The organism is Methylobrevis pamukkalensis (assembly GCF_001720135.1).
GTDB lineage: Bacteria > Pseudomonadota > Alphaproteobacteria > Rhizobiales > Pleomorphomonadaceae > Methylobrevis > Methylobrevis pamukkalensis.
Map to the genome: position 1 here is coordinate 1 of NZ_MCRJ01000098.1, position 17,007 is coordinate 17,007.

Below are 17,007 nucleotides of genomic sequence, written 5' to 3' on the forward strand. Positions count from 1 at the left end.
AGGCGCTTCGGCCTTCGGCGGGGGCGGCGGCGCCTCGGGTTCGGGCTCGGGTTCCGGTTCAGGCGGCTCCGGCGCCCTCGGGGCGGGCTGGGGCGGCGGCGGCGGGCCGCCTCGCGGTTGGCGGCCTGATCGGTCGGCTTCGGCGTCGACGGAGCGGCGAGATCGCGGGCGGCGTTGCCGATGCGCTCGGCATTCGGGTCGGGCAGCGGCGGCGTGGCGATGCCCTGGCTCTGGGTGTCGCCGCGTTCGGCGGTCTTCGAGCCCTCGGAAATGTTGGTGGTGTCGGTGATGATGTCGATCGGCAGCGCCTCGACGGACTCCGCCTCAAGCGGTTTGGCTCCGGGAAGGCTGATGATGCCCCAGAGCAGGATCGAGAGATGTCCGATGACGGAAGCCGCAAGGCCCAGACGCATGGTGTCCCCGGTGACGGCTTAGCCGCCGCCGCTCTCCTCGGTGGTCACGAGACCGATTTTCTTGAAACCGGCGGCCGAGATGCGCGCCATGATGCGCATCACGGTGCCGTAGTCCGCGTCGCGGTCGCCGCGCACGTAGATGCGGTCCTCGACGCCGTTCTTGGCGATCGCCTGCAATTTGGCCACCACCTCGTCGGCATTGATCTCGGTGTCCTGAAGGAACACCTTGCCCGTGCTGTCGACCGAGATGTTGATCGGATCGGTCTGGCCTTCGAGCGGCTTGGCCGCCGTCTCGGGCAGGTCGATCGGCACGCCCACGGTGAGCAGCGGGGCCGCCACCATGAACACGATCAGGAGCACCAGCATCACGTCCACGAAGGGCGTCACGTTGATCTCGCTCATCGGCGCGCCGCCGCGCCGTCCGCGACGGCCCCGCCGCCTGCGTCCACCGCCGCCACCCGCTGCCCCGGCACTCATGCCCATCGGTCAGCTCCGCTCGTCGATCTGGCGCGACAGGATCGCCGAGAACTCGTCGGCAAAGCTCTCCATCCGCGAGGTGAGCTTGCCGGCATCCGACGACAGCTTGTTGTAGGCGATCACCGCCGGAATGGCCGCCAGCAGGCCGAGCGCCGTGGCGAACAGCGCCTCGGCGATGCCGGGCGCGACCACCGACAGGTTGGTGTTCTTGGAGGCGGCAATCGCCTGGAAGCTGGTCATGATGCCCCACACCGTGCCGAACAGGCCGACGAAGGGCGCCGCCGAACCGACGGTGGCAAGGAACAGCAGCCGCGATTCCAGCCGTTCCGATTCGCGCACGATCGTCACGTCCAGCACCTTGTCGATGCGCTGCGACAGCGAAGCGAAGGCGGAGCGGCCGCCCTCGTGGCTGCGCTTCCACTCGCGCATGGCCGCGACGAACACGGCGGCAAGCGAAGAGTTCGGGCGGCTCACCAGCGAGCGGTAGAGCTCCTCCAGCGACTGGCCGGACCAGAACACCTTCTCGAAGCGGTCCATCGAGCGGCGCGTGCGGGTGAACAGCACGATCTTGTCAATGATGATCGCCCAGCTCCAGACGGAGGCGACGACGAGGCCGATCATCACCAGCTTGACGATGAGATGGGCGCCGAGGAACATCGCGGCGAGCGACAGGTCCACGGCGGGCGCGGCAAGGGCGGCTTGGCTCAGGTCGCCGTTCATGAAGTTGAAGACCTCTGTGGGCTGTGCGGGAGGACGCGCGAATCTCCGCGGCGGTTTCTCCCGGGCCCGTTGACGGACGACAGGCGGCGATCCACCCCGTCCATCTGGTCCGGCCTCCGGGATCTCGCCCGGAGGAAAAGCCTTGGTGACGCACGAGCCGGATCCAGCCGCCGGTCTCGTCCGCCAGCGGCGCGGCTCTCGTCCCGGATATCCGGGACTGCTCACTGCCGGGCAAATTTGTCGAAACAACGACGGCCGGACGTCCTGTCCGGCATGCCATTCATGAACCATCAAGGTTAATTTAGTCTTGCCCGTGTTGCGGCGCGGAAAGACGGGCCGCGATCGCATCCGGCACCCGCACCGGCCGCAGGTCCGCGCCGATGGCGACCACCAGCACTTCCGCGGTCGCAAGCGGCATGTCGCCGCGCAGCAGCGTCTGCCCCATCGACACCCGCGTGCCGGTGATCTCGCGCACCACCGTCTCCACGCTCAGCAGATCGTCGAGGAAAGCCGGCTTGAGATAATCGATCGTCATCCGCCGCACCACGAACAGCACCCGCTCGGCCGCCGGCGCGGCGTTGAGCTCCGACTGCAGGATGCCGGCGCTGCGCAGGAATTCGGTCCGCCCGCGCTCGAAGAAGCGCACATGGCTGGCGTGATAGAGCACCCCGCCGGCGTCGGTGTCCTCGTAGTAGACGCGGACCGGCAGGCTGTGGACGGCGGGCCGCGCCGGGGCCTCACGCATCGTCGACATCCCCGAACAGCTGGAACTGCGGCAGCTCGGCCACCGACGGCACGGCGAGGCCGAGGTGGGCGAAGGCGTGGCGGGTGAGCAGGCGGCCGCGCGGGGTGCGCTGGACGAAGCCGCGCTGGATCAGGAACGGCTCGACGATCTCCTCGATCGCGTCGCGCGGCTCCGACAGCGCCGCGGCGATGGTCTCGATACCGACCGGCCCGCCGCCGAAGGACGAGGCGATGGTCGTGAGGTAGCGCATGTCGAGCGCGTCGAGGCCGATGCGGTCGACGTCGAGCCGGGTCAGCGCCGCATCCGCCGCGTCGCGGTCGATGGCGTCCTTGCCGGCGACGAGGGCGAAATCGCGCACCCGGCGCAACAGGCGGCCGGCGATGCGCGGGGTGCCGCGCGAGCGGCGGGCGATCTCGGTCGCCCCGTCCGGGGTCATGCCGATGCCCATGATCCGCGCGCCGCGGCGCACGATGTGTTCGAGTTCCTCGGTGGTGTAGAATTCGAGGCGGATCGGGATGCCGAACCGGTCGCGCAGCGGCGTCGTCAGAAGGCCGAGCCGGGTCGTCGCGCCGACGAGGGTGAATTTCGCCAGATCGATCCGCACCGAGCGGGCCGCCGGCCCCTCGCCGATGATCAGGTCGAGCTGGAAATCCTCCATCGCCGGATAGAGGATTTCCTCCACCGCCGGGCTCATGCGGTGGATCTCGTCGATGAACAGGACGTCGCGCTCTTCGAGATTGGTGAGCAGCGCCGCAAGGTCGCCGGCCTTGGCGATTACCGGGCCGGAGGTGGCGCGGAAGTTCACGCCGAGCTCGCGGGCGACGATCTGCGCCAGCGTCGTCTTGCCGAGGCCCGGCGGGCCGACGAACAGCACGTGGTCGAGCGCGTCGCCGCGGGTCTTCGCGGCCTGGATGAACACCTCCAGATTGGCGCGCGCCGACGCCTGGCCGACGAATTCGGCGATGCTGAGCGGGCGGATCGAGGTGTCGATGTCGTCGCCGCGCGCTTCGCCGGAAACCAGTCGCTTGGGGGGCGCAGCCATCCTCGGGTCCGTTCCTTCTCCGCCTGTGCGGCCTTGCATGCGGCCCGGTCAGGCGCGCGAGGTTTCCGCCGGCATCACGATCGGTCCATGGGCCGCGGGGGCGACGGGTCGGGACGCGACGGGCGCGGGCGCCGTCACGGGTCCCATGATCGGCCCCTGCACGGAACCGGGCATCGGGCCCGGCATCGGCGCGGCCGGCGCCGCCACGGGTTCGGCCGCCGTGGACACCGGCGCGTTCGCCGCGGTGTCCGCGGAGATACCGTCGATCTGCGGCGGGGCGGCGACGGTCGCCGGCTTGCGTCCGCGCGGTCTCTCGCTGACCCAGGCAAGGAACGGCGGGGCGAGCACGAAGGCGACGATCACCGTCGGCACCAGCATGGCGAGCGCGAACACGATCACCGGCGGCAGCTTCTCGGCGTCGGACAGCTCGCCCATGAACAGGTAGGCGGCGAAGGGCACGCCGAACAAGAGCATCAGCACGAAGGCCGCCTTGAAGCAGGCGGCGACGAAGCGGCCGGCGCTCGGCACGTATTCCGAGATCAGCATGGCGCACATGACGAGGAAGATGTTGCCGACCAGCGTCAGCCCGGCGGCGATGACGAAGGGCGACGGCGTCCCCTCCCCCGTCGGCATCAGCTTGGGCAGGTCGGCGAGCGCCATGCCGCCGAGAATCGGCCCGGCGGCGACGATGGCGAGCGCGATCACCTGCCACAGCACCATCCAGACGAGGAAGAACACGATCACCATGATCGAGCGAAACAGCAGATACACGATCGTTCTCCCTCGTTCCGTTGCGCCTGCGGCCCCCGCCCCGCGAATCCGGTGCGGTCCGGGCGTGCCGTTACCCGAGCATACCGCGACGCAACGCCGATGCCATCTGCCGCGACGGCGTTTTCCGATCTCACGCGGCGCCGCGCGGCCTCAACGGGCCAGTTCGCGCAGGCCGAGGCGGATCAGCTTCTCGGTCGGCGCCTCCTCGCCGGCCTCGCGGGCGGCGGCGGCCACCGCCGCGCTCGCCTGCAACTGGGCATAGCCGAGGTTGACCAGCGCCGAGACGGCCTCCGCGGCCGGCCCGCGCACCCGGTACTCGGCCACCTCGCCGGCGAGCCGAAGCGCGGCCGGATCGGCATCGGTGAAGCCCGGCGCCTTGTCCTTCAGTTCGCCCGCGATCCGCTCGGCCACCCGCTTGCCGACGCCCGGCGCCCGCGCGATCGCGGTCAGGTCGCGCGCGGCGATGGCATTGGCAAGTTCGGCCGGGGCCAGCACGCCGAGCACGGCCAGCGCCACCTTGGCGCCCACCCCCTGCACGGTCATCAGCAGGCGGAACCACTCGCGCTCCGCCTCGACGGCAAAGCCGTAGAGCCGGATCATGTCCTCGCGCACATAGGTCTCGATGAACAGCACCATCGCCTCGCCGGCCTTGGGCGCCCGTTGCAGGGTGCGCGCCGAGCAGTGGACGAGATAGCCGACGCGTGGACGTCGAGGATCAGGTGATCCTCGCCGAAGCCGTCGACGACGCCCTTGAGCTTGCCGATCATGAGCGGCGATCCGATGACAGGAGGAAACCGGCGACGCGGGTCGCCCGGCCGTCCGCCGATTCGCGGCCGGCTGCCGCGACGCTAGGGCGACGGAGGGAACAGGTCAAGAACAGGCATAATTCAGCCGGAGGCGGCCATGGCGCGGGCGATGCGGGCGGTGGCCGAGCCGCGATGATGGGCGTGGGTGAGCGCGATGGCCAGCGCATCGGCGGCGTCGTCGCTGTCGAAGGTGGCCTTCGGCATCAGCACCTTGACCATCATCCGGATCTGGATCTTCTCCGCGTGGCCGGCGCCGACCACCGCCTTCTTCACCGCGTTGGGGGCGTATTCGGCGATCACCAGCCCGCGCCGCGCCGGCACCAGCAGGGCGATGCCGCGCGCCTGGCCGAGCTTCAGCGTCGCCCCGGCGTCCTTGTTGACGAAGGTCTGCTCGATCGCCGCCTCGTGGGGCGCATATGCGTGAACCACGGTGTCGAGCCCGTCGTGGAGCTGGCAGAGCCGGGCGGCGAGATCGTCCTTGGCGTCGGAGGTGACGAGGCCGGAGGCGACGAAGCGCACCGAATTGCCGAGGACGTCGATGACGCCCCAGCCGGTGCGGCGCAGGCCCGGATCGATGCCGATGATTCGCGTGGTCTCGTTCATGGCCTCATGGGTAGCGCGCAGGCGCGCCAAGGGCCATCGGTTTCAGCCGCCGGAGGGGGCGCAACGCTCAGCGGCGGGACGTCGCGAGACGGAAGGACACGAGGCGGTCGAGGCTGCCGCTGGCCGCGATAACGCCGACGGCGACGATGACCGAGCCGGTGAGCGTCGCAACGTCGAAGCCCTCGCCGAGCAGCAGGCCGGCCACCGCCAGCACGCTGAGCGGGGTGAGGCCGGTAAGGGCGCTGGCTTTGGCCGGGCCGAGCCGGCCGGCGGCGAAGGAGAAGGCGAGGATGGAGAAGACACCGGCGACGAGGCCCTGCACCACCACCTGGCCGGCAAGGAGATGCACCGGCGCGGTTTCCACCGCATGGATCAGTGAGCCGAGGCCCCAGGGCAGCACGGCGAGGAAGGACCAGACGGCGATCAGCGCCGTGGCGTGGAGGGCCGAGAGGCCGCTGCGGCGGAAGGACACCGAATAGACGCCCCAGGCAAAGGCCGCGGCCAGGAACAGCGCATAGCCGCGCCAGGCACCGGCATCCTGCATCAGGCCGCCGGCGACCACCACCGCGATGCCGGCCAGCACGATGGCGAGGCCGAGCACCCGGATCCGGTCGAGCCGGTCGCCGAGGAACAGGACCGCGAGTGCGCCGGTGACGACCGGCATCAGCCCGGTGACGACCGGGGCCGACTGGGCGGCCGGGGCATGGCCGAGACCGGCCGAAACGAAGGCGACGAAGGGGGCGCCGGCGAGCAGCAGGCCGAGGAAGGTGCGCAGATCGACACCCTTGGGCTTCAGACCGGTGCGCAGCCAGACCGGGGAGAGCACCAGCGCGGCGACGCCGAAGCGGATCACCGCCAGCCCGGCCGGATCGATCTCGAGCGCGCCCGAGGCCATCGCCCAGCGCGTGCCCACCACCCACGTGGTCCAGCCGGCCACCGTCAGCATCGCGGCAATGAGACCGGCCGCCGGGAAGGCGAGGAAGCTGGCGCCAAGCCGGCGCGGGGCAAGATCGGTGAAGGACATAGGCGTATCTCGAAAGGATCGGGCAGTGCTGCTTACCTTTCGAGACTAGCCTTGACGGCCATGGCATGTCCTTGCGTAGTATGCCCCTTCAGCGTCCGTTTTTGGCATGTTCTGCCAATCTTGACCAGAAAGGAGCCGATGATGCCAGTTGACCGGATCGATGCCACCGACCGCAAGATCCTGCGCCATCTGCAGGAGGAAGGCCGGCTGACCAATGTGGAACTCGCCGACCGCATCAACCTCTCCCCCTCCCCCTGCCTGCGGCGGGTGAAGAAGCTGGAGGAGGAGGGCGTGATCCGCGGCTATCGCGCGGTCGTCGACCGCAAGAAGGCCGGTCTCGGCCTCACCGCCTTCGTCAGCCTGCGCGCCAGCCACCAGAACCGCGAGGAAATGCTCACCGTCTCGGCCGCGCTCGCCGCCATGCCGGAGGTGGTCGCCTGCCACATGGTGTCCGGCCAGTCGGATTTCCTGCTGGAAGTGGTGGTCGAGGATCTGGAATCCTACGAGAACTGGATCACCGAACGGCTGATCAGCCTCGACATGGTCGAAGACATCCGCTCCAACTTCGCGATCCGCACGGTGAAGGACCAGGCCCCGCTGCCGATGTGAGGTGGTTGGCGGACGGTGCCAGGAACCTCTCGAGGCTGATCCCAGTCATTTCCGGGAGCGCCGCCATCAACTCCGATTGTCATTCCCGGCGAGCGAAGCGAGGGAAGGGAATCCAGAAGCCGGCGACGGAATTCAAAAGCTGCCTTCTGGATCCCCTTCCCCGCGGCGCTGCGCGCCACGGCCGGGGATGACAACCGGGGCGCTGCGCGCCACGGCCGGGGATGATAACTGCGGGCGCGGGCCCCTGGGAGCCCCCCTCACACCCCCGCAGCATCGATCGCCTGCGCCCGCTGCCAGGCGGGGCGGGCGTAGCAGCGGTCCAGATAGGCCGTGAAGGACGGACGCGGCGGCACCAGCTTGAAGGCGGCGACGCAGAAATGCAGGCCCGAGCCGATCATCACGTCGGCGGCGGAAAAGCGGTCGCCGAGGATCCACGGCCCCTTGCGCAACTCGCCGTCGAGCACGTCGAACACCCGCTCGGCGCTGCCCCAGCCGGCCGAACCGGAGGGGATCTCCATCTTGGTGAAGATCTGGGCGATCGCCGGCTCGATGCAAGCGGTGGCAAAGACGAGATAGTGCAGGTAGCGGCCGCGCGCCGGATCGCCGATGGCCGGGGCGAGGTTTGCCTGCGGCGCGACATCGGCGAGATAGGCGCAGATTGCCGCCGTCTCGGCCATCGTCGCTTCGCCGTCCACCAGCGCCGGCACCTTCAACATCGGGTTGATCGCACGATACCAGTCCGCGCGCTGCGCGCCGGAGCGGATGTCGACAAGGACGCGCTCACAGGCAAGTCCGGTTTCCTCGAGCATCCAGAGCACGGTCGAGGACCGGGTCTGCGGCGACCAGTAGAGCTTCATCGCGTCTGCCTCCCGAGGGCCGCCTGCGGCGTGCGGCGGCGCATGTTCTGATTGTCGGCATGGGCCGCTGAAGGGCCATGCCGTGCCACTCTCGCACGCCCGTGTGACGAAACCGCGCCGGCCTTCGCTCATCCCCTGCGGCGGGATGGCCGGAGCGATTTCCTCACCCGCCCCACACCGGCATGCCGGCGATGCCGGCGCCGAGGATCAGCACGAAGGCGACGCGGCGGTGGACCGTGTCGGAGGCAAGGCCGAACAGGCGGCTGCCGGCGAGCAGGCCGAGCATGTAGACCGGGCCGATCAGCAGCGAGATCAGCAGTACCCGCGGCGTGAACAGGCCGGCGACGAGGTAGGCGACGAAGGTGGTGATCGTGTTGAGCGCGAAGAAGACGAAGAGATTGGCGCGGGTTTCCTCCGCCGGGCGCAGCCGCCCGAGCAGATAGAGCACCACCGGCGGGCCGGACACCTGCGCCAGCCCGCCCATGAAGCCGGCGAGCGCGCCGACCCCGAGCGAGACCGGCAGCCGCGTCGGCCCCGGCCAGGTGAGGCCGGAGGCAAGCGCGCCGACGGCGAGAAAGATGATCACCGAGATCGTCCAGCGCACCGGCACCGGATCGACGTGGGTGAGCATCCACGCCCCCGCCGGGATGAGGCAGGCCGAGCCGATCGCGAGCGGCAGCACCACCGGGAAATTTGCCCGCCGCATCGCTTTCAGCAGCAGCGGCAACGTACCGACCCCGTCGAACAGGAGCAGGCTCGCCGAGGCCGCCGCCGGCCCGAGCGCGGCGGCCGCCACCGGCATGTAGACCAGTGCCCCGCCGAAGCCGGAAAAGCCGCGCAGCAACCCGCCGACCACGGCGATCGCCAGCGCGATGCGCACGCCGGTCTCGCCGAGCAGCGCGACGAGATCGGTGAGAAGCCCGGTCAGCATGCTCCCCCGTCCGTGTTTCCCGGGAAACAGGCGTCCGAAGCCGGACCGGCTAGGAAAGAGGCGATCGCGGCGTCCATTGGCCGAGGGATCCGTAGAGTGGAAGGAATTGTCATCGCGCCCGGCAGTTGCGCCGGCGGGGCCGGAGTGGCCAGCCGCTCCGGCCCTGAGCCGTGAGCATCTCAGCCGTGAGCAGACCTGCCCCTCGAAACGACGAAGGCGCGGCCGAGCCGCGCCTCCGCATCAATTCTTGTGCACCCGGCTTACGCCGCCGTGAGCTTGGCCAGCACCTCGTCGGAGACCTCGAAGTTCGAGTGGACATTCTGGACGTCGTCGTCGTCTTCGAGCACGTCGAGGAGCTTCATCATGGTCTGGGCCTTTTCCTCGTCGAGGGTGGTCATGGTCTGGGGGCGCCAGACGATCTTGACCGACTCCGCGTCGCCGAGCGCGGCTTCCAGCGCCTTCGACACCTCGCCGATGTCCTCGAAGGCGCAGGTGACCACATGGGCCTCGTCGCCGGACTGCACGTCCTCGGCGCCGGCCTCGATCGCCGCCTCCAGCACCGCGTCGGCGGTGCCGACGGAGGCCTTGTAGGTGATCTCGCCCAGCCGGTCGAACATGAAGGAGACCGAGCCGGTCTCGCCCAGCGTGCCGCCATGCTTGGTGAAATAGGAGCGCACGGCCGAGGCGGTGCGGTTGCGGTTGTCGGTCAGGGCCTCGACGATCACCGACACGCCGCCCGGGCCGCGGCCCTCGTAGCGGACCTCGGCGTAGTTGTCGCCCTCGGCGCCGGCCGACTTCTTGATCGCGCGCTCGATGTTGTCCTTGGGCAGGTTCTCGGCGCGGGCGTCTGGATGGCGAGGCGCAGGCGCGCGTTCATCGACGGGTCGGCGCCGCCTTCCTTGGCCGCCACGGTGATCTCGCGGGCAAGCTTGGAGAAGACCTTGGCGCGCTTGGCGTCCTGGGCACCCTTGCGGTGCATGATGTTCTTGAACTGACTGTGACCTGCCATGAAAGCCTCGTTTGCCGGAGCGCCCGCGGGACCCGCCCGCCGGGCGCGCGGCCGGCCTGCCTGACGGCTGCGCCGGGCGACGGCGACCGTGCCGCGCCATCCCGGCGAAACCCTCTCGTGAAAATCGGCCTCCTTATAGGCGCTGGACGCGCCGGAATCCAGCATCAAGCGGAAATCCGGCCCGATCGACGCCAAGCCGGGCAAGCACCACTCACCCCGCCGGCACGCCGCGCGCGAACAGGCCCGCCAGCGCCGGGCGGCCCCGCTCGCGCCACAGCGCCGGGATCACCAGCGCGGCGACGGCCAGCACCGCGATCAGCGTCTTGGTCATCTCGCCGAACGGGCCGACGGCATGATCGAAGGCAACGATCAGGTAGATCATGATCACGTGGAAGACGTAGACATGCAGCGAATGCCGGCCGATCAGCTGCAGCACCGGCAGGCCGAACACGCCGTGCAGCAGCCGGGCGGCGCCCTGCACGATCCGGCTTTCCGACTGCGGGCCGGCAATCATCGTCCAGGCGACGACGAAGGCGAGCGCCGAGAAGTTGAGGAGATACTGCAGCGAGAACTCGCCGCGCACGTCCTGCGCCGCAAAGCGCGCCATCACCGCCTCCGGCATCACCTCAAAGGTGACGGCCAGCCGCCAGGCCATGAAGAACACGACGATGGCAAGCGCCAACCCCGCGAACGGCGCCGTTGCCCGGCTCATCACCCGGCCCCAGTCGATCTGCTTCGTCGAGGTCAGCGCGCCAAGCACCAGGCCGGAGATGAACACCGCCTGCCAGGCGAAGACATTGAAGTGCGCCCGCAATTCGAGATCCGGATGCAGCGACTGCATGCCGGCGTGCACCGCGTCGCGCAGCGGCAGATGCAGGCCGAACTGCACGGCCAGCCACATCAGCGCGGAGCCTGCGGCCACATGCATCCACCGGCCGGTGACGCAGAGCCACACCAGCGGCGGGGCGACCAGCAGGTAGACCATGTATTGCGGCAGGATGTCCATGTAGGTCGGCTGGTAGAGCAGCGTCGCCGACGCGGCGAGGAAGGCGGGATCGTGGTCGGCGAGCTGCCACAGCCACGGCGACCAGTAGTCGGACGAGGCCGGCAGCAGGAAGCCGAGCAGGAAGATCGTGCCGATGCAGACCAGCGACCAGAGATAGAGCTCGCCGGCCCGCCAGCGCATCTTGGCGGCGGCGTGGTCATAGCCGCGCTTCACCATCTGCCGGGCATAGACCATGCCGACCAGCAGGCCCGACAGGAACACGAATCCCTGCGCGTCCTGCACATAGCCAAGCTCGCCGTGATTGACCTTCACCAAGAGATACCCGCCCTGGAAGGCGAGGTGGTTCAGCACCATGAACACGAGGAAATACCCCCGCATTCCATCAACAGCACCCAGACGGTTCATCGCCGCATTCCTCCGCAATGCCCCGCCCGCAGGGTGGCAACGCCGGGAGGGGGGAGGAGGTTCCAGAGAGGACGCTAGGAGGAGCGGGGGTTTGACGTGAGGGGCGAATGCCCGCTCGCCTGATGTCATGGTCCGCGCAGGGCACGGCCGTCAGGCCGGGAAGGATTGCGGCTCACAGGGGACTTCGGCCTCTCCAGCGTCTTCGCCGGGCTTGACCCGGCGACCCACTGGCCGGCCCGCATCCGAATGCGCGACGCAAGAGGCACCGATATCAGCCCGACAGATCATGCTCGCCGCGCGGCCAGTGGATTGCCGGGTCAAGCCCGGCAAGGACGGGAGAGAGGCTGTACCCACCACGTGTCACCCGATCCACGAGGCTACCGCAGACGGCTTTCGTGGATCCTCCGCCTTCGCGGAGGATGACCGGCTAGGTCACCATCAGGGGGACCATCGTCCTTCCCTGCGCATCCCGACGTGCGACCGCCGGACGTCCGGGACGCACGACATCCGGCTGGAGACAGGCAATATCGGGCTGCATCAGCGGTCGAAGTCGATCGGTTGCGCCCGATCTCCAGAAGCATCGAACCCAGCCGAACGCGCGTGTCGGGCCGGATGACAGACAAATCGCTGGGATCGGGAGACGACATGGCAGGTGGGCCTCCAAATATATGTGATGACTGATAGCAAATCACTGGAAACCAGGCAATTTGACCGCAACGTCTTCGCAGGCTGCCCGGACGCTCCTCCCCATAAGTTCTTGGCGATGAATTCGAAAAATGTCATCCCCGGCGAGCGAGGCGAAGAAAGGGGAGCCAGAAGGCAGCTGTGGAACTCGTTGGCCGGCTTCTGGATTCGCTTCCCCGCGGCGCTGCGCGCCGCGGCCGGGAATGACACGCGGAGGCGCAGTCGCGCCCGGCACGGGCAGGAGCCCGTCGCGGGCCGGAACCCCGCACCGGCCGGAACCCCGCACCGGCCGGAAACTTTCATCGGCCTAAGAACGTCAGTCCCCCTCACACATCCAGCACGCTCCTCACCTTTGCCGCCAGCTGGTCCACGCTGAACGGCTTCTGCAGCAGGTGGGTGCCGGGGTCGAGGACGCCGTTGTGGACGATGGCGTTGCGGGTGTAGCCGGTGGTGTAGAGCACCTTCACCTCCGGGAGCCGTTTCACCACCAGGTCGGCAAGTTCGCGGCCGCTCATGCCGGGCATCACCACGTCGGTGAACAGCAGGGTCGGCCGGGCGCCGGCCTCGATCAGGGCGAGCGCCGCGGCGCCCGAGGCCGCTCCCAGCACCGTGTAGCCGAGGTCGCGCAGCGCCTCGGTGGAGAAGCTGCGCACCCGCTCGTCGTCCTCCACCACCAGCACGGTCTCGCTGTGGTCGCCGCGGTCGGGCTGGCCGGGGCCGCGGCCCTGGTCCTCGGTCTCCATCTCCCCGTAGTGGCGCGGCAGGTAGATCTTCACCGTCGTGCCGTGGCCGGGCTCGGAGTAGATCTTGACGTGGCCCCTCGACTGCCGGACGAAGCCGAACACCTGGCTGAGGCCGAGGCCCGAGCCCTTGCCCACCGGCTTGGTGGTGAAGAACGGATCGAAGGCCTTGGCGATCACCTCCGCGCTCATGCCCGTGCCGCTGTCGGTGACGGCGATCATCACATACTGGCCGGCGGCGAAGGCGTGATCGGCGGCATAATCGTCCGCGACATAGGTGTTGAGGGTCTCCACCGTCAGCTTGCCGCCCGCCGGCATCGCGTCCCGGGCGTTGACCGCGAGATTGAGGATCGCGTTTTCCAGCTGGCTCGGGTCGACGTTGATCCGCCAGATCCCGGCCGACAGCACGGTTTCCACCTCGACCTGCTCGCCGACGCGCGGGTCAGAAGCTCCGTCATGCCGGCGACCATGCGGTTCGGCTCGATCACCTCCGGCTGCAGCGGCTGGCGGCGGGAGAAGGCGAGCAGGCGCTGGGTCAGCGAGGCGGCGCGGTTGGCGCCGTCCTTGGCCGCCTCGATGAAGCGGCCGACGTCGGTGTCGCCGCGCGCCAGCTTGCGCTCCAGAAGGTTGACCGCGCCGAGGATGACGGCCAGCATGTTGTTGAAATCATGGGCGATGCCGCCGGTGAGCTGGCCGACCGCCTCCATCTTCTGCGCCTGGCGCAGCTGTTCCTCGGCCTGCATCAGCTTGGCGGTGCGCTCGCCGATCTCGCGCTCCAGCTCCTCGCGCGAGCGGGCCAGCACCTCGCGGGCATCGACGATGTCCTGGATGTCGGTGCAGCTGCCGAACCAGCGGATGATCTCGCCGGCATCGTTGCGCACGGCCTGCGCCCGGCCGAGCACCCAGCGCCACACCCCGCTGCGATGCCGCAGGCGGTATTCGATGTGATAGGGCGCGCCGGTCTCAAGACAGCGGCTCCACAGCGCAAAGGCGCGCTCGCGGTCGTCCGGGTGGAACATGCCGTTCCATTCCTCGCCATCGGTCGAGCCCGCGGGCACGCCGGTGTAGTCGTACCAGCGCTGATTGAAATAGTCGTGAAATCCGTCCGGCCGGGTGGACCAGATCATCTGGTCCACCGAATTGGTGATGGCGCGGAAGCGCTCCTCGCTCTCGCGCAGCGCCGCCTCCACCATCTTCCGCTCGGTGATGTCGAAGCTGACGCCCGGAAAGCGCAGCGGCGTGCCGTCGGGCGCCAGCGTCACCCGGCCCTCGGCCGCCACCCAGCGCACGGATCCGTCGGGGGAGACCAGCCGGTATTCCTCCGCGTAGGTCTCGCCGCTGCGCATGCACGCAGCAATCGCCGCCTGCAGCCGGGGCAGGTCCTCGGGAGCCACCCGGCGGAAGAATTCGCCGAGCGGGGCGCCCCTGGCCGCGCGCTCGCGGTCGACGCCATACATCCGCGCAAAGCGCTCGTCGGACACCACCCGGTCGTTGGGGATGTCCCAGTCCCAGGTGCCGACCGTGTTGGAGGCGCCGAGCGCATATTCCAGCCGCTCCTCGCTCGCCCGCAGCGCGCGCTCCGCGTTGAGCCGCGCGGTCGTCTCGTTGCCTTGGTTGAAGATGCCGAGCACCTTGCCGTCGTTGCTGAACACGGGCGCGAAGCTGTAGTCCCAGTGGGTGTTCTGGATCCGCCCGCCGCGCTTCATCGGCAACAGCTGGTCGGTGACCGAAAACCCCTCGCCGGTGGTCATCACCGCGGTCAGCTGCGGCTCGATCACATGCCAGATGTCGGCCCAGACCTCGCGCGCGGGGCGCCCGAGCGCCCAGGGATGCTTCTCGCCGGCGATCGGCGCCCAGGCGTCGTTGTAGAGCAGGCGCAGGTCCGCCCCCCAGTAGATCGCGGTCGGCAGGCTGGTGTTGAGGCAGAGGTTGAGGATCATCTTCAGCTCGGCCGGCCAGTTCGCCGGCGGGCCGAAGGGCGTCGCATCCCAGTTCGTCGACCGCATCCGCTCGCTCATGTCACCGCGGGCGATCAGGAATGACTTCATCAGGGACGACTTTCTCGTAATCGAAGGCAGGGGCGTGCAGGCCGTGCACACCCGCCCGTCGTCGCGGATCATGCCGCAGGCCACGGACCGGTCAATGGCACCGACCTGCAGAAAAATCAAACGGCGACAGGGGCCTTGCGGTTCCCGTCTCCCCTGCCCTACTCCGCCGCCACCGCGTCGGCGCTGCCCGGCGCGGTCTGCCAGCCGAGATCCGGCAGCTGGATGATGCGCTGGCGCGCAGGTCGGAGGCGGTGGCGAGGAAGCCGCGCTCCTCCATGTAGGCGAGCAGCCGCCGGGCGCGCGAGGGGCTGCGCGTGCCATAGGCCCGGGCGATCTCCTCATCCGACGGACAGGGCGCCTTGCGCAGCCCGGCGCGGGCCACCAGCAGGAACACGCCGCGCATGTCCTCCGGCAGGGCGGCGGCCACCAGCGTCGCCTGGTTCCACGCGTCGCCGTCCACCTCCTCGGCCTCCACGCCGGCGCGGGCGATCGCGAGCCGCTTGCGGAAGGCCGGCAGGTCCATCGCCGGGCCCTTCACCCGCCGGATGCGGCAGCGGACGAGGAAATCCTGGTAGAGCACCGAGATCTGCGCGAACGGCGCTTCCGGGTCGGCCAGCATCTCGGTCAGGATCGCCTCGATCTCGTCGTCCCGGTCGGACAGCGCGAGAAGATCGGCCTGGGCCGGATCGTCCTCCGGATCGGGGGCGAGCGCCTGCCGGCTTTCGGCGAGGCGGGCGAGGATGTCGGCGGTGGAGACGACGGCGACGCTGCGCGGCGCCACGTCGTCGAGGCCGGCGCGGAAGATCAGCTCGCGCGCGTCCTCGGCCGGCTGGTCGGGCAGCGGCATCAGCCCGGGGCCGGTGCCCCGGCCGCTGGTCTCCACCTTGCGACGCGCACCGCCTCGGCCCGCCGGCCGATCGCCGGGCCGAGCGCGACGAACTGGCCGCGCTCCAGATTGCGGAAGGTCTCGGCCTGACGCCGGTCCATGCCGAGCAGGTCGGCGGCCCGCGCCATGTCGATGTCGAGAAAGGTGCGGCCCATCATGAAGTTGGAGGCTTCGGCCGCGACATTCTTGGCGAGCTTGGCCAGCCGCTGGGTGGCGATCACGCCGGCGAGCCCGCGCTTGCGGCCGCGGCACATCAGGTTGGTCATGGCGGTGAGCGACACCCGCCGCGCCTCGCCGTCGGCCTCGCCGGAGGCGGCGGGCGCAAACAGCTGCGCCTCGTCCACCACCACCAGCATCGGATACCAGTGGTCGCGCTCGGCGTCGAACAGGCCGTTGAGAAAGGCGGCGGCGGCCTTCACCTGCGCGTCGACCTCGAGGCCTTCGAGGTTGAGCACCACGGACACCCGGTGCCGGCGCACCCGCGCGGCGATCAGCGCCAGATCGCGCTCGGACCCGACCGCATCCACCACCACATGGCCGAACCGGTCGGCCAGCGTGACGAAATCGCCTTCGGGATCGATGATCGCCTGCTGCACCCAGGGCGCGCTCTGTTCGAGCAGGCGGCGCAAGAGATGCGACTTGCCGGACCCGGAATTGCCCTGCACCAGCAGGCGCGTGGCCAGCAGTTCCTCAAGATCGAAGGCGGCACGCTGGCCACCGGCCTTCGCCCCCATGTCCACGCTGACCGTCATTCACCCAGTTCCAGCTTCTGCCGATGCCCGCCCAGATACGGGCCCCGACCGTTTCCCGATTCGCCCCCGCCTGTCCAAGGGGGAATGGGAGGCAAGCGGGTTGATCCAACGGTTTCGGCGGGCTGTGGAGAAGGTTGAAGTTGCCGGCCCGGTTGCCCTAACGTCGAGGCACGCGGGGAACGGGCGCCGCGACGAGGGGCAACGATGGCGACGACGGCAGGGGACCGCGGGCGAACCGGCATCGAGGAAGCCATGGCCCGAATCGAAGCCTGCCGGGCAACCCGCAGCGACACGCTGGACCTTGGCGGACTGGGGCTGACGGAGTTTCCCGAGGCGGTGCTGGAGCTGGGCTGGCTGAAGGCGCTGCATTTTGGGTACGGCCCGAATCTCCGAGACGCTGTCGAGAAAGATTCGATCTTGCGTGACCAGATCCTGGAAAACAGAAACCTGTTCGACAGCCTGCCAGCCAACTTCGGGAC

The 17,007-nt window shown here is 69.3% G+C and carries 12 protein-coding genes and 6 pseudogenes; 2 read left to right on the top strand and 16 right to left on the bottom strand.

Annotated features, from left to right (window positions below; genetic code table 11):
• From A6302_RS23085 to A6302_RS15180, 9 genes and pseudogenes are all read right to left on the bottom strand, one after another.
• Positions 1-413 (bottom strand): annotated as a pseudogene (locus tag A6302_RS23085) (hypothetical protein); the annotation flags it as partial.
• 18 nt (positions 414-431) lie between these two features.
• Positions 432-896 (bottom strand): protein TolR, encoded by a 465-nt coding sequence (tolR, locus tag A6302_RS15145; protein WP_069307744.1) that lies wholly within the window; start codon positions 894-896, stop codon positions 432-434.
• Positions 897-899: 3 nt separating this feature from the next.
• Positions 900-1,610: a protein TolQ gene (tolQ, locus tag A6302_RS15150; protein ID WP_069307745.1), complete on the bottom strand. Its 711-nt coding sequence runs from the start codon at positions 1,608-1,610 to the stop codon at positions 900-902.
• Positions 1,611-1,911: 301 nt separating this feature from the next.
• Entirely contained in the window at positions 1,912-2,355 is a 444-nt protein-coding gene (gene ybgC / locus A6302_RS15155; protein WP_069307752.1) for a tol-pal system-associated acyl-CoA thioesterase, read from the bottom strand.
• Complete coding sequence (gene ruvB / locus A6302_RS15160) at positions 2,348-3,397, bottom strand: Holliday junction branch migration DNA helicase RuvB (protein WP_069307746.1); 1,050 nt, start codon at positions 3,395-3,397, stop codon at positions 2,348-2,350. Before ruvB ends, ybgC begins: the two co-directional genes overlap by 8 nt.
• Positions 3,398-3,445: 48 nt before the next feature.
• Positions 3,446-4,168 (bottom strand): hypothetical protein, encoded by a 723-nt coding sequence (locus tag A6302_RS15165; RefSeq protein ID WP_069307747.1) that lies wholly within the window; start codon positions 4,166-4,168, stop codon positions 3,446-3,448.
• A gap of 150 nt (positions 4,169-4,318) precedes the next feature.
• A pseudogene (gene ruvA, locus A6302_RS15170) lies at positions 4,319-4,935 on the bottom strand (Holliday junction branch migration protein RuvA).
• A gap of 120 nt (positions 4,936-5,055) precedes the next feature.
• Positions 5,056-5,577 (bottom strand): crossover junction endodeoxyribonuclease RuvC, encoded by a 522-nt coding sequence (gene ruvC, locus A6302_RS15175; protein ID WP_069307748.1) that lies wholly within the window; start codon positions 5,575-5,577, stop codon positions 5,056-5,058.
• Between the two features lie 67 nt (positions 5,578-5,644).
• Positions 5,645-6,601 (bottom strand): DMT family transporter, encoded by a 957-nt coding sequence (locus A6302_RS15180; protein WP_069307749.1) that lies wholly within the window; start codon positions 6,599-6,601, stop codon positions 5,645-5,647.
• Positions 6,602-6,742: 141 nt separating this feature from the next.
• Between A6302_RS15180 and A6302_RS15185 the strand changes: the two genes are divergently transcribed.
• The gene (locus A6302_RS15185; RefSeq protein WP_069307753.1) at positions 6,743-7,210 is read left to right on the top strand and encodes an Lrp/AsnC family transcriptional regulator; all 468 of its coding nucleotides are present in this window, start codon (positions 6,743-6,745) and stop codon (positions 7,208-7,210) included.
• Positions 7,211-7,467: 257 nt separating this feature from the next.
• Here A6302_RS15185 and A6302_RS15190 read toward each other — a convergent pair whose 3' ends face one another.
• The 7 genes and pseudogenes from A6302_RS15190 to A6302_RS15215 all read right to left on the bottom strand — a co-directional run bounded on the left by A6302_RS15190 (position 7,468) and on the right by A6302_RS15215 (position 16,528).
• Positions 7,468-8,067, bottom strand: a complete 600-nt coding sequence (locus A6302_RS15190; protein WP_069307750.1) for a glutathione S-transferase family protein — start codon at positions 8,065-8,067, stop codon at positions 7,468-7,470.
• A 163-nt stretch (positions 8,068-8,230) separates the two neighbouring features.
• Positions 8,231-8,998, bottom strand: a complete 768-nt coding sequence (locus A6302_RS15195) for a sulfite exporter TauE/SafE family protein (protein ID WP_083255816.1) — start codon at positions 8,996-8,998, stop codon at positions 8,231-8,233.
• A gap of 260 nt (positions 8,999-9,258) precedes the next feature.
• Positions 9,259-10,007 (bottom strand): annotated as a pseudogene (locus A6302_RS15200) (YebC/PmpR family DNA-binding transcriptional regulator).
• A 211-nt stretch (positions 10,008-10,218) separates the two neighbouring features.
• On the bottom strand, positions 10,219-11,418 hold the full coding sequence (locus A6302_RS15205) for an OpgC family protein (RefSeq protein ID WP_069307751.1): 1,200 nt from the start codon (positions 11,416-11,418) through the stop codon (positions 10,219-10,221).
• Between the two features lie 1,010 nt (positions 11,419-12,428).
• Positions 12,429-14,326 (bottom strand): annotated as a pseudogene (locus A6302_RS26235) (hybrid sensor histidine kinase/response regulator).
• Between the two features lie 117 nt (positions 14,327-14,443).
• A pseudogene (locus tag A6302_RS26240) lies at positions 14,444-14,962 on the bottom strand (PAS domain-containing protein); the annotation flags it as partial.
• An 86-nt stretch (positions 14,963-15,048) separates the two neighbouring features.
• Positions 15,049-16,528, bottom strand: a pseudogene (locus tag A6302_RS15215) (helicase HerA domain-containing protein).
• 204 nt (positions 16,529-16,732) lie between these two features.
• On the opposite strand from A6302_RS15215, the gene A6302_RS15220 reads away from it, so the two are divergent.
• Positions 16,733-17,007: hypothetical protein (locus A6302_RS15220; RefSeq protein ID WP_141703815.1), on the top strand; the 275-nt coding region annotated here is incomplete at its 3' end.